Consider the following 13,175-nt stretch of genomic DNA (forward strand, 5'->3'; position numbering starts at 1 on the left):
TGCGCGGTGTCTAGACGATCCTGCGGCTGGGTGGAGCAACCTCCTCCTGCAAATAGGTATGGGACTCGCTATTTATCAGTATATTCAAGCGGTTTCGAGCGAAATAGCGGCCCCGTCGCGACTAGCCCGCCATCCCGGCGTTCGGTTTTACAACGGGTGGGCGGCAATGGATATAAATGCGACTATATTTTTAGACTTCTCTAATGTTGTTGTTTTTATTGTAGATCAGGCGGTAAGACGTTTCGATATAAGGATCCCGTAATGGTTGAGCCAGACACTGGCGCAATGATGGCAAGGTCGATGGCGATAGATATTTCAGAGCGTACAGCAAGCGATCCGTCTCTTGATGCATTGTCGCTTTCCGGCATTGCCTCGAATGGGGCGGTTGCGCATCCGGTCTCTTTTGATGGGCTTACAGGGATTTTCCATCCGGCGCGCAAGGACGTCAGACAGCGCCATGCCGTTCTTTTCGTCAGCCCGTGGGGCATGGAGGAGCTGTGCAGCCGCAAGTTTCAACGGCTGCTGGCGGAGCGGTTGGCCGCTTGCGGTGTCGCCAGCCTGCGATTCGATTATTTGGGCGCGGGCGACGCTTTCGATCCTGATGATGCGGGCCGTACAGCGGACTGGATTTCCGACGCGCGCGCGGCGCTCAACTGTCTGAAGCGTCTTTCCGGCTGCGCCGAAGTGGTCGTTGTCGCTCAGGGCCTCGGCTGCCTTATCGCTGCGCAGGCGTTTGCCGATGTCCCCGTTGTGAGTTCCATGGCGCTTCTGGCGCCGGTCGTTTCCGGCCGCGCCTATCTGCGTGAGTTGGCGATGTGGTCCTCCATGATCGATGATGGCCTCGGTCTTCTGCCTACGCAACGCATGGCGGAGGCGGGATCGATTGCCGGCATGGCCATGCCCGCCGGTGTTGCGGATGCGATCAGGAAGGCCAATCTTTCAAATCTGACCGCTGCTCCGGCGCGCACCATTCTGGTGCTCTCCCGGCCAGGCCGCGTAACGGATGCCGATTTCGCCAGGCATCTCGTTGCGATTGGCGGTTCGGTGGAGGAGGCGGAGTTTTCAGGTTACGACGATCTCGTCTCCAGCCCCACGCTCTCGAAAATATCCGACGATGTGGTCAACCGGCTCGTCGTTTGGATCCTCTCCCAGACCCATGCCGAGAGTGCGGTGACCCCCGAGGAGGATTTCACCGTCAATGCTCCGCAGCGTGGGCGCGGTTTTATCGAGCAGCCGGTGCAATTTGGAGAAGGCGGGCGGCTTTTCGGTGTTTTTTGCGGGCCGGATGGTCGGGAGGTGGTTTCTTCGGTTCTTCTGCTTGGCGCTGCTTATGACCGGCATGCGGGCTGGGGCAGGCTTTCGGTGCAGATGGCCCGTGCATTGGCGCGCGAGGGGGTGGCATCTCTTCGCTTCGACGCCGCCAATATTGCCGACAGCCCTCCGGTCAAAAACGTGCCCGAGCAGGTTCTTTACGATACCGCGCAAAATGACGACGTGGCCGCCGCACTCGATTTTCTCGGCGAGCGTGGCAAGGGACCTTTCATTGCGGCGGGCCGGTGCAGCGGCGCTTATCTCGCCTTCAACAGCGCAATCGCCGATGAGCGGATCGGCGCCGTGGTCGCGGTCAATCCGGTTGTCTTCCATTGGCGCAAAGGCCGCTCGGTGGATGAGGCCCTGCATAAACGCCCGCGTTCCTTCGGGGAATACAGCCAGCGCTTTCGACAGGGCGCGACATTCAGGCGTCTCATCAGCGGTGATGTCGATGTGGCAAGTGCGGGGCTGAATATCGTCAAGGCGACGTTCAAGAGGCTTTCGACAAAAACGGCGAGGCTGTTCCGCAGGGGCAGCGAGGAAGGGCGTGCCGTCTATGGCGCATTCGACAAATTGAAAGCGAATGATACCGCCGTTCATCTGCTCTACAGCGACAACGACGATGGTCTGGAGCACTTCCAATATTACTTCGACGCCAATGGCGAAGGACTGGCGGCCTATAAGAACGTGTCGCTGACCATTATTCCCGATGCCGATCACAATCTTTCAACGCCGGAAGCAAGACAAGTCTATATCGACGCGGTGAAGCGGCTGGCTCTCGAGCATTTGCAGTAAAATGCCTGGCCGTCATCCCCTAGAAGGAAAATCGCCGGCTGGAACCCAGTGAGACGACCTCTCCGGAAGGAGGAGCTTCCGTCGCCGGGGTCTCCGGCAGGAGGCTGATTTTTCTGGTTTCGCCGGGGCCGAGGTGGAACCAGTTTTCCGAGGCGTAATAACCCTGCACTTCGACATGGACGGATTGCGCCAGTCGGTCCGTGCCGATTTCAAGAGACCAGTTGCCGCTCGTTTCACTGATCGCGACCTGAAGGTTTGCGGCGTGCAGCGCCTTTTTACGGCCGAGAGGGAAATGGAATGCGTCGGCGATCACATGTCCTGTCGCAACGTCGCGAAGCCGGGCGACGGTAACGTCATGGGATGGAGGGCCGAAACGATAGGCATAGGTCGTGTCGAAAAAGGCGCCGAACAAATCTGTTGCGGCAATGGTCTGGCTCTGTCGGGGTAAAAGCGTGAGCGGTCGTTTGGCGTGGACAACAGGTTGCACACCTTCGCGCAGGCAGCTCAGTTCCAGCATGGCTTCGAGGCCGCCGCCGGTCTCGTTGATGAGGTGTATATCCAGCCCGTTCGTGCCCTCATCGGAAAAAGTAACCTGAATGGGGCGGAACGCCCTTTTCAACGCGTGCCAGACAGACTTGGGCCGGCCGGTGGCATCGATGACACCCCAGCCTGCGCCGGGAACGAGATCTTGCAGGGTCCAGACCAGAGCGCCCTGACAGGAGGAGCCGCTGCGCCGCCATTCGGCGAAAGTCGCCTCCATGACCTCGGCTGTGGCGGCCCGGGACATGTCGAGATAAAGGCCGCCGTCTTCGCGACGCAGAACATCCGGTTCGACGCCGTAGAGCAGGTTCAGATAATGGCCGCGAACATCCTCGAAGTCCCAGGATGCCCCACGATCCCGCGGTGCGCACGCCTTCCATCGCGGATCGTGCACGGCCACGCCGGGTAGATATTTGTCCAGTGTTTCCTGTTCGGGAATATTGGCGAAGGCGAGGCATTCGGCGGCGAAGCGCAGATCGGCGCGGCGCGCATCTTCCAGCGGGCGGCAATAGGCGCCCACGCCGTAATAGTGGCCGACCCCGGCGTTGGGAAAGAAGGGCAATGCACCGCCGGAGGGGGAATTGGCGACATAGGCAGCATCCGGCCGTTTCTCGGCAAGGAGTTCCGGCAGAACCTCCTCGGTGAGCGTTCCCTTCCATATCTGTTCCGGCAGACCGAGCATCGCGCCCTGCTGGTACATTTCACTGCCGCCACAAAAGACGGTGAGCGATGGAGAAAGCGCGGTGGCTTCGAGGAACTGCGAGATTTCCGTGACGATATGCTGGCGCAGGCTCTCGTCCTTTGCCGGGTAATCGAAATTGGCGAGCATGGCGTCCTGCCAGACCATAATGCCCAATTCGTCGCAAAGCGCGAAAAAATCCGGCGTCTCATAAGCCATGGTGCCGCCGATGCGGATCATGTTCATGCCGGCTTCCGCGGCTTTTTTCAGCCAGGGCTCGTAGTCCGGCCGTGTTCCCGGCAGGCGCACGATATCGGCTGTCGTCCAGACCGCACCGCGGCTGAAGACCGGCTGACCGTTCACCTTGAGGCCGAAACCGTTACCGTCTTCGCCATGATCGATCTCGACCCGCCGGAAGCCGGTACGCCCCAGCCTATGTTGTTCGCCGTCCAGTTCCAAAAGCGTGTCGTGCAGCGCAGGCCTGCCATGGGTGTGCGGCCACCATGTTTCGACATCGGGTATGTGGAGCTCGCCGGAAAACTTGCCGTTCTCATCCTTGGAAAGATCGGCGCTATAACCCGCGCAGCCAAGCCGTGCCGATTGTATGGGCCGGCTGGTTTCCAGCGAGATGGCGACAATCCCCGTTCCAGCCTCGTCCAGTGAAGATCGGAGCGTGCAAAGAACAGCTTCCTGTCTGATCAGACTGATGGGCCGCCATGGGCCGGCGGCGTGGATTTCCGGGCACCAGCCGGGCATGTAACCGAGTGCGGTGGTGCGGATCAGACGCAAACCATGGGTATTCATCATCTGCGGCCGCCAGCGGGCGCGGGGGCCGGTTTTTTCAAGTCTCGGCGCAAGCGCCCGGAAGCAGATGCAAAGCTCGTCCGCGCCCGTGAGTTCGACCGGCACTTCCAGCCTTTCGAACATGCTCTGGCTCGCGGCGATCAGCTCGCCATTGAAGAAGATTTCAGCAATGGTGGAGAGACCATCGAAGCGCAGGGCGGCACGCTCCCGGGCATCGGAAATCATTGTCAGCCGGTACCAGGCATCCCTGTCATTGAGGGGGCGCGGAGCGAGACGGTCGAATTTGCCGGCCGCCTCCAGAGCCTGCGCCACGGTGCCGGGAACGGAAACGTGAAGGCTTTCGAGCGATGCGGGAATATCGGCCGGCGTCTCATAGGCATCGGCCGGTGTCAGCGTCAGCGTCCAGCCTTCACTCAGCGATTCCTCGCTTTCGCCGGGAAGATAAGTCCTCACGCGGCCTCGCTGGCATCAGTGAGTTTAATCGAAAGCGCTTCCATTACGCCGTCCCATGCATCCGCTGCTGGATCGAGCACGGTGGCCAGCGCATCAAATTTGCGGCGGGTGACGGCGCGGGCAAGCTGGAACTGCACGGTCTTGGCAACCTCGGAAATCTTGAGCGCGTGGTCTCTTGCTTCAGAAAAACCGTCCGCGTCCAGCCATTCGAAGTGGCTTGCCGCCAGTTCGAAATTGGCGCCGAGCTGGCGCAGCGTGTTGAACGCGTATTTGTGAAAAAAACCGAAGGGTCGGTCGGCGACCTTTTCCACCTGCGTCGGAAAAACGCCGGCAAAAGCGCGGACCGGATTGGTGGAGGGCCGTCTGGAAAAATGGAACTTCAGGAGCCGTTCGGCCGTCTTGCGAATATGTGCGGGCAAGGGGTTGCTATCCGCGAATTTTGCAAATTCGGTATAGGGCAGGAAGGGTGGGTCGGTCTCGGCGAGATGATGCTGGAACAGACCGTCAAAATCTTCGCCTGCAAGATGGAAGAAGCCGGCATTGTGGAAATAGTCGAGTTCGCGGTTTTCGAGGTCGAGCCGGTTGATGGCGACGGTGGTCTTGCCATGTTCTTTCCGATAGCCCACCCCATGGGTATCAGGCATATAGAAGCTGTCCATCTCGATCAGGCAGATGCGGCCGCGTGCGAGCTGCGCGTCGATGTGATTTTCCACCCTGTCGAAGATCGCAAGCTCGGTGGTGCGAACGCCATAAAGCGCCTCGAGGTCTTCCAGCGGCACCTTGAAGAAGGTGAACTGGTCGCCTTCGAAATCCTGCGTCAGCGTGAAACCGAACATGGCCTCTGGCGGCAGGCCCTTCGAGGCCAGCACTTCGATCCACAAATCGATGTAGCAATTGGTCTCCGGCCACATTCTCTCGGAGGAATGGAGCGGATGCTGCACATAATTTTGGGGATCGAGACCGGGAAAAATCTGCCGCATGAATGATCAGCCCCAGAGCGTTTCCACGACCTTCGCAGGCCATTTCTTCACATCGAGACCATGATGCGCAAACAGCGCCAGCGCGATGCGCTCAAGGCCGAAACCGACGCAGGCGGTATGGGCAACATCGCCATTATCGAGGTTCAGGCCCCACTTCTGGCCGAAGGCATCCTGGTGGTAGTTGAAACTCATGCAGGCTGTTGGGTTCGTCGTCGATGTGACCGGGATCAAGAGTTCGAATTTCAGGTTCTGGTCGCGCTGGTTGTTGGCGAGCATTTTTCCGGCGCGGCCGAAGAAGGGATCGTTGGCGATATCGATGGTGACGTCGAGCCCGACCGCTTTCATCATTTCCACGCCGCGATCCATCCAGGTCTGGCGGAATTCGGTGACGTTCGCCTCGGTGCCCATGCAGACATATTCACGCATGCGGAAAAGCTGCTGGCGCGCCGGATCCTTTGAGGGTTCATGGCGGAAGCAATAGGACTGGATGTCATAGAGACCGCCGCCGGCGGGAAGGGCGCCACGTTTGGCGATCGTCGGATAGAGCGGGTAGCAGGCCGCCGGCGTCAGCACGATGTCGGTGGCTTTCTGGTCCTTGGTCCAGTCGCCGCCCTCATCCATCGTCTTCAGCAGGCTGACATGGTCGAGTTCACAGCCGCAAAAGGAATGGACCGTGCCGGCGAGCTGCGGGAAGCTCTTCATGTAACCGCTCTTTTCGAAATAGGCGCGGTTGATGCCGGGCGGGAAGCGGATCGCTTCGGCGCCATCGGCGCCACCGGTGCGGTCGATCAGCCGCTCGAAGGCGGCAATCACATCCTCGAACTGGCCGCTGCGTCCATAAAGACCGTCCACACCGGTTTCAATCAGCAGGCCTTCTTCGAACAGTCGATCGAGAAACGATGTTTGCATGTCCATGGTCTTATCCCAAGAGGCTGGTGTCCTGCTTGTGAACCAGCAGGAGATTGGCGGAATTGCCGAGAATGCGGTCGTTGGAAATCATCAGACGGGCGGAGTGTGCGTCGCGCAGGTGCCGGCCGAGGCTATAGGGCGTGCCGTTCTTGTAGCCCATGATGCCGCAGACCAGCATGGCGTGGTCGATGATCTCGAGAATGGTTTCGGAAGAGCAAATCTTCACATTGTTCATGGCGACGGCAAAGGCCATCGACATCAGTTTTTCGGGGTCGCTCTTGGTGTCCTCGTAAGCCTTGATGCCGGCGATGATGTTGGATTTCACGACCTGCAGCTTGGTGGAAACTTCAGCAAGGCGGATTGCGCCGGGAGGAGCGGTGCCCGGCGATTTGCGCGCCGCGGCTCTGACGAAAGACTGGGCGCGCAGCACGGCGTCCGACGCGATGCCGTACCAGACGGCGCTCCACAGGAGATGCGAGCTTGCAAGCATGGATTGTGCGGCGATTTCGGCAAAGGGTTTCGGGAATATCTGCGCCGCCGGCGCTTCGCCGCGGAACAGGAAGCCGTCCGAACAGGTGCCACGCATGCCGAGCGTATCCCAGACATGGGTCTTTTCGAGCGTGTACTGATTTTTCAGGAAGACGGTCATCACCTGGTCGGCGGGCGCGGCATCCTTGTGGGCGCGCGAGGTGATGAGGATCGCATCGGCATTGCTGCCATAGGAAATGACGGTGGCATCCTTTTCCAGCCGGCAGCTATCGCCTTCGACTTCGATCGCACAGATGGAGTTGCGCAGATTGCCGCCGATGCCGCCTTCCGTGGTGGCGGAGCCGAGCAGGAGCTGTTCGTTGGCAACGCGACGCATGAAGCCCGGATGCCAGTTGCTCTCGACGCCATGTTCCACAAGGCTTGACAGCTTGATGTGGTGCATGGCGAAAATCATCGCGGTTGCCGAACATGCCTGCCCGAGCCGGGCGCAGATATCGGCGATTTCCTGTAAGGAAGCGCTTTCGCCGCCCAGCGAAGAGGGGACCTGAATGCCGAGCAGACGTTCCTGTCGCAGCGCATCAACAGCTTCCTGCGGAAAGCGGCCGGTGACATCTACCGCATCCGCATGTCTGGCGGCAATTGCCGCGACACGGCCCGCGCGCGCGGACAGCGTTTCATCCTGCGGCGCTACGGTGACGTTCATCAGGCTGCCTCTTTACCATCCAGAATGAGCTTAACGGTGTCTTCAATCGCCCTGATGCTCGCAAAGGATTTGCGGTTCAGGAGATTGTCGGGGAATTCGATGTCGAATGCCTCTTCGATGCCGAGCATCAATTGTACCGACGCAAAGGAAGAAAGGCCCGCTGCATAAAGATCGGCTTCGTCTGCAATCGTATCGACGGGGGTTGGAAGCTGGCCGAATTTTGCCAGTATTTCACGAATAGTCGCATTCATTCCGACGTATCTCCAATGAAATCAACATTAGGTAGGTTTGTGCTTATCGTTATGCCGCAAACGATAATATTCGCCTAAACCGTTAGGTTAATTACAACTAACGGCAGCATGCGACATTCCCGCACCTTTGCCAAGTACGGATCGTCGGCCTTGACAAATGCCGGGCGGTGTTTTTTGCTGAGACCATTCACCAGGGGTGTCCCGTCAAGGGGCTGAGATTCTGCTTTCATGCGCAGTGACCCGTTGAACCTGATCCAGTTCATACTGGCGTAGGGACGGTGCAAAGACCTGATGTCGGGCGGGCGCATGACGTTGCGTTTCGGCAATTCGGTATTTTCCATCATTCCGGCTCGAACTGGGTCTCCACTGTCAAACTTTGGAGCCTCAAGATGAATATCGCTGCCAAGACTATCCCGCTTACGGTCACCACCGGGCCGCATGCCGCCTCCACGAAAATCCACAAAGCCGGCATTCTACATCCCCATATCCGCGTGCCGATGCGCGAGATCGCCGTTCATCCCACAGCCGGCGAACCGCCGGTGACGGTCTATGATTCTTCCGGCCCCTATACCGATCCTGCCCATGCCGTTTTGATTGAAAAGGGTCTGCCGCGCCTGCGTCAAGACTGGGTCGTGGCCCGCGGTGATGTCGAGGCTTATGAGGGGCGACACGTCAAGCCGGAGGATAACGGCTTTGCCACAGGCGAGCGCCTGACGCCTGAATTCGGTGTGCGTCACCAGCCGCTGAAAGCGACGGCGGGCAAGGCGGTGACGCAACTTGCCTATGCCAGGGCGGGCATTATCACGCCGGAAATGGAATTCATCGCCATCCGCGAAAATCTCGGGCGCGAGGCCGTGAAAGAAAAGCTCGCGCGTGACGGCGAAAGCTTTGGCGCGCATATTCCTGATTATGTCACGGCGGAATTCGTGCGTCAGGAAGTGGCGTCGGGCCGCGCCATCATTCCGGCCAATATCAACCACCCGGAACTTGAGCCGATGATCATCGGCCGCAATTTTCTCGTCAAGATCAACGCCAATATCGGCAATTCCGCCGTCACCTCCTCCATGGCTGAAGAGGTGGAGAAGATGGTTTGGGCCATCCGCTGGGGTGCGGATACCGTCATGGACCTGTCGACCGGCCGCAACATCCACAATATCCGCGAATGGATCATCCGCAACTCGCCGGTGCCGATCGGCACGGTGCCGCTTTATCAGGCGCTTGAGAAGGTCAACGGCATTGCCGAGGACCTCACCTGGGAAGTGTTCCGCGACACGCTGATCGAGCAGGCGGAACAGGGCGTGGATTATTTCACCATCCATGCCGGCGTGCGGCTGCATTACATCCCGCTCACCGTCAACCGCGTCACCGGCATCGTTTCGCGCGGCGGTTCGATCATGGCCAAGTGGTGTCTGCATCACCACAAGGAAAGTTTCCTTTATGAGCATTTCGACGAGATTTGCGACATTTGCCGCGCCTATGACGTCTCCTTCTCGCTTGGTGATGGCCTGCGTCCCGGGTCGATTGCCGATGCCAATGACGCGGCTCAGTTTGCCGAGCTGGAGACGCTCGGCGAGTTGACGCAGATCGCCTGGGCGAAGGATTGCCAGGTGATGATCGAAGGCCCCGGCCATGTGCCGATGCACAAGATCAAGGAAAACATGGACAAGCAGTTGAAGACCTGCGGCGAGGCGCCCTTCTATACGCTCGGGCCGCTCACCACCGATATTGCGCCCGGTTACGATCACATCACGTCGGGCATCGGTGCTGCGATGATCGGCTGGTTCGGAACGGCGATGCTCTGCTACGTCACGCCCAAGGAACATCTCGGCCTGCCTGACCGTAACGACGTGAAGGTCGGCGTCATCACCTACAAGATCGCTGCCCACGCCGCCGATCTCGCCAAGGGCCATCCGGCAGCACAGGTGCGGGACGATGCGCTGTCGCGCGCGCGGTTCGAGTTCCGTTGGGAGGACCAGTTCAACCTGTCGCTGGACCCGGATACGGCGCGCTCCTTCCATGACGAGACGTTGCCAAAGGAAGCGCACAAGGTCGCGCATTTCTGCTCCATGTGCGGGCCGAAATTCTGCTCGATGCGGATTTCCCACGATATCCGCGCCGAGGCGCAGAAGGAGGGACTGGAGGCCATGGCGGCACGCTTCAAGGAAGGCGGTGAACTCTATATGCCGCTCGCAACGCCTGCGAATACCGAATAGCATGCGCATTCTGGTCAAGGGAACGGGGGTCGCCGGTTTGACGGCGGCCTTCGAACTGGCGCGGAGCGGCATTACTGTCGAGGTCTGCGAGCGCAATGCCGAACCCTCTCGCGGTGCATCCTGGTATGCGGGCGGCATGTTGGCGCCCTGGTGCGAGCGTGAAAGCGCTGAGGCGGCGGTTCTGACGCTCGGTCAGGCGGCGCTCGACTGGTGGGATGAAGCGACACCCGGCCTTGTCGTGCGGCACGGTACGCTGGTCGTTGCGCCAGCCCGCGACAAGGTGGAGCTTTCGCGTTTCGCATCGCGGACCGCTGGCTATCGCTGGGTGGATGAGGGCGAAATCGCCGCGCTGGAGCCTGATCTTGCCGGGCGATTTCGTTCCGGGCTTTATTTCCCGGGCGAGGGGCACCTCGATCCGCGTCTTGCACTGAAATCGCTGCATGAGCGGCTCTGCACCATGGGTGTACGGTTCCATATGAGTATCCCGTTGGATGAAGAGCCGTTCGACCGCGTGGTGGATTGCACTGGCTCTGCGGCAATCGGCGGGATTTCCGATCTTCGCGGTGTGCGGGGAGAAATGCTCTATCTCGCCACGCCGGAGGTTTCCCTGTCTCGTCCTGTCCGGCTGCTGCATCCGCGCATTCCGCTTTACATCGTGCCGCGCGAGCCGGGTCGTTTCATGGTGGGCGCAACGATGATCGAGACGGAAGATGCGGGCGCCATTTCCGCCCGCTCGATGATGGAGTTCCTGAATGCCGCCTACGCCGTGCATCCGGCTTTCGCGGAGGCGGAAATCATCGAGACGGGCACCGGCGTGCGCCCCGCCTATCCTGACAATCTGCCTGATGTGACGCAGGATGGCCGGACCATTTTCATCAACGGCGCGCACCGGCACGGCTTTCTGCTGTCGCCGGCGATGGCGCGGCTGGCGGCTGAAGTCGTTTGCCAAACTCTCTCTCAAAAGGAACGGGATCATGAAACTTCTGGTGAATGGCGACGAGCTTGATCTCGCCGCCGAGACGCTGGCCGGCCTGCTTGCCAGCCTCGAATACGAGGGTGAGTGGCTGGCGACGGCGGTGAACGGTGACCTGGTGCATTCGGAAGAGCGCGCCGATTATAGGTTGAAGGCCTTTGACCGTATCGAAATCCTCTCGCCGATGCAGGGAGGCTGAAACCATGCTGACGCTCTATGGCCGCGAGGTCTCATCCCGTCTCCTGCTCGGCACAGCGCGCTATCCGTCTCCTGCCGTGCTTGCCGACGCCGTGCGGGCGAGCAACACAGATATTCTGACAATTTCGCTGCGCCGGGAAACGGCGGGCGGCAAGAAGGGCGGTCAGTTTTTCGAGCTTATCCGCGAGCTGGATTGCCAAATTCTGCCCAATACCGCCGGCTGCCACACGGTCAAGGAAGCGGTGCTGACGGCAAAGATGGCCCGCGATGTGTTCCGCACTAACTGGATCAAGCTGGAGGTTATCGGCCATCATGATACGTTGCAGCCCGATGTCTTCGCACTTGTCGAGGCGGCGAAAATCCTCTGCGACGATGGTTTCGAGGTCTTTCCTTATACGACGGACGATCTGGTCGTCGCCGAAAAGCTGCTGGAGGCGGGTTGCAGGGTACTGATGCCCTGGTGCGCGCCGATCGGCAGCGCCATGGGACCGCTCAATCTAACGGCGCTGAAATCCATGCGGGCGCGTTTTTCGGATGTGCCGATGATTGTCGATGCCGGTATCGGCCGCCCGTCCCATGCGGTCACGGTGATGGAGCTTGGTTACGATGCCGTTCTGCTCAACACGGCGGTTGCGGGCGCGGGTGATCCGGTCGGCATGGCGGAGGCTTTCGCTCGCGCCATAGAAGCCGGCCATCAGGCATATCTCTCCGGGCCGCTGGAGCCGAGGGACATGGCCGTTCCCTCGACGCCGGTGATCGGAACGGCTGTCTTTTCCTGATCGCGGCTTGTCGTCGACATCAGGCACGTCACGTTTTGCGTTGACAGTGCCTGATGGTGGCGGGATACCGGGAGAAAAGGGAAACGGCATGGCGGCACTCACAAATCTTCTGACTGACATAGGCGGAGTTTCGGTCGGTAATGTCACCGATCTTGCCCTTGGCTCCGGTGTTACGGCGATTGTTTTCGAAAAGCCCGTCATCGCTTCCGGTTCTGTTTTGGGTGGTGCGCCGGGCGGGCGCGATACCGGCCTGCTCGACCCCGCGATGACAGTGGAAACGGTCGACGCCTTCGTGCTGTCGGGCGGTTCTGCCTTCGGACTGGATGCGGCGGGCGGCGTTCAGGCCGGGCTGCGCGAAATCGGGCGTGGCCTGCAGGTGGGGTCCACCCGCGTTCCCATCGTGCCGCAGGCGATCCTGATGGATCTGCTGAATGGCGGTGATAAGGGCTGGGGTCTGCATTCACCCTATCGCGAGATGGGATATGCAGCCTTCAAGGCGGCGCGTGCGACGCCCTTCGAACTCGGAACAGCCGGGGCTGGAACGGGTGCGACGACCGCCACCTTCAAGGGCGGGCTCGGCTCCGCAAGCACCGTCAGTTCCGGCGGTTATAAGGTGGCGGCCATCGTTGCCGTCAATGCGCTCGGCTCAGCAACGGTTGGAACGAGCCGCCATTTCTGGTCCGCGCCGTTTGAAGTGCGGAGTGAATATGGCGATTGCGGTTTTCCCGATCGTTTCGAGCAGGATCATACCGCGCTGCGCCTCAAGGGGGTCAATCTCACGGCAACGACCATCGGTGCGGTGGTGACGGATGCCGCGCTCACCAAGGCGCAGACGCATCGCCTTTCCATCATGGCGCATGACGGTTTGGCGCGCGCCGTTCTGCCCGCCCATCTGCCAAGCGACGGCGATACCATGTTCGCGGCCGCGACCGGTGAAAAGCCGCTTGAGGGCGGCGTTCATTTCGCCGAACTTTGCCATCTTGCCACCATCGTGATGGCGCGCGCGGTGGCGCGTGGCGTCTATGAGGCGACGGCCTTGCCGGTGGATGGAGCAGCGCAAAGGGCCTATCGCGATCTTCATGGACGGAGCCTTTGAAC

At 60.2% G+C, this 13,175-nt stretch carries 11 protein-coding genes and 1 riboswitch; of the genes, 6 read left to right on the top strand and 5 right to left on the bottom strand.

Annotated features, from left to right (window positions below):
• Nucleotides 1-300: 300 nt before the first annotated feature.
• Nucleotides 301-2,106, top strand: a complete 1,806-nt coding sequence (locus ACQZ48_RS14580; RefSeq protein WP_191217266.1) for a serine aminopeptidase domain-containing protein — start codon at nucleotides 301-303, stop codon at nucleotides 2,104-2,106.
• Nucleotides 2,107-2,125: 19 nt separating this feature from the next.
• Here ACQZ48_RS14580 and ACQZ48_RS14585 read toward each other — a convergent pair whose 3' ends face one another.
• From ACQZ48_RS14585 to ACQZ48_RS14605, 5 genes are read right to left on the bottom strand one after another with little or no spacing between them, the layout of a single operon-like run.
• Nucleotides 2,126-4,582, bottom strand: coding sequence for a glycoside hydrolase family 2 protein (locus tag ACQZ48_RS14585; RefSeq protein ID WP_191217254.1), 2,457 nt, complete (start codon nucleotides 4,580-4,582; stop codon nucleotides 2,126-2,128).
• On the bottom strand, nucleotides 4,579-5,562 hold the full coding sequence (locus tag ACQZ48_RS14590; RefSeq protein WP_191217255.1) for a DUF1839 family protein: 984 nt from the start codon (nucleotides 5,560-5,562) through the stop codon (nucleotides 4,579-4,581). The genes ACQZ48_RS14585 and ACQZ48_RS14590 overlap by 4 nt, the downstream gene beginning before the upstream one ends.
• Nucleotides 5,563-5,568: 6 nt before the next feature.
• Nucleotides 5,569-6,477: an amino acid--[acyl-carrier-protein] ligase gene (locus ACQZ48_RS14595; protein ID WP_077985559.1), complete on the bottom strand. Its 909-nt coding sequence runs from the start codon at nucleotides 6,475-6,477 to the stop codon at nucleotides 5,569-5,571.
• Between the two features lie 4 nt (nucleotides 6,478-6,481).
• Complete coding sequence (locus ACQZ48_RS14600; RefSeq protein ID WP_137412231.1) at nucleotides 6,482-7,663, bottom strand: acyl-CoA dehydrogenase family protein; 1,182 nt, start codon at nucleotides 7,661-7,663, stop codon at nucleotides 6,482-6,484.
• Nucleotides 7,663-7,914: an acyl carrier protein gene (locus ACQZ48_RS14605; RefSeq protein WP_003521307.1), complete on the bottom strand. Its 252-nt coding sequence runs from the start codon at nucleotides 7,912-7,914 to the stop codon at nucleotides 7,663-7,665. Before ACQZ48_RS14605 ends, ACQZ48_RS14600 begins: the two co-directional genes overlap by 1 nt.
• A gap of 182 nt (nucleotides 7,915-8,096) precedes the next feature.
• Nucleotides 8,097-8,208, top strand: a riboswitch (TPP riboswitch).
• 95 nt (nucleotides 8,209-8,303) lie between these two features.
• Here ACQZ48_RS14605 and thiC point away from each other — a divergent pair.
• From thiC to ACQZ48_RS14630, 5 genes are all read left to right on the top strand, one after another.
• Complete coding sequence (gene thiC, locus ACQZ48_RS14610) at nucleotides 8,304-10,127, top strand: phosphomethylpyrimidine synthase ThiC (protein ID WP_191217256.1); 1,824 nt, start codon at nucleotides 8,304-8,306, stop codon at nucleotides 10,125-10,127.
• 1 nt (nucleotide 10,128) lies between these two features.
• Nucleotides 10,129-11,133, top strand: coding sequence for a glycine oxidase ThiO (gene thiO / locus ACQZ48_RS14615; RefSeq protein WP_191217257.1), 1,005 nt, complete (start codon nucleotides 10,129-10,131; stop codon nucleotides 11,131-11,133).
• Nucleotides 11,102-11,299, top strand: coding sequence for a sulfur carrier protein ThiS (gene thiS, locus ACQZ48_RS14620; RefSeq protein ID WP_077985561.1), 198 nt, complete (start codon nucleotides 11,102-11,104; stop codon nucleotides 11,297-11,299). Before thiO ends, thiS begins: the two co-directional genes overlap by 32 nt.
• A gap of 4 nt (nucleotides 11,300-11,303) precedes the next feature.
• Nucleotides 11,304-12,077 carry a thiazole synthase gene (locus tag ACQZ48_RS14625; RefSeq protein WP_077985562.1) on the top strand — a complete coding sequence of 258 codons (774 nt, stop codon included), beginning with the start codon at nucleotides 11,304-11,306 and terminating at the stop codon, nucleotides 12,075-12,077.
• A gap of 88 nt (nucleotides 12,078-12,165) precedes the next feature.
• Complete coding sequence (locus ACQZ48_RS14630) at nucleotides 12,166-13,173, top strand: P1 family peptidase (RefSeq protein WP_191217258.1); 1,008 nt, start codon at nucleotides 12,166-12,168, stop codon at nucleotides 13,171-13,173.
• Nucleotides 13,174-13,175 lie beyond the last annotated feature (2 nt).

Source organism: Agrobacterium sp. 22-209-1 (assembly GCF_053522485.1).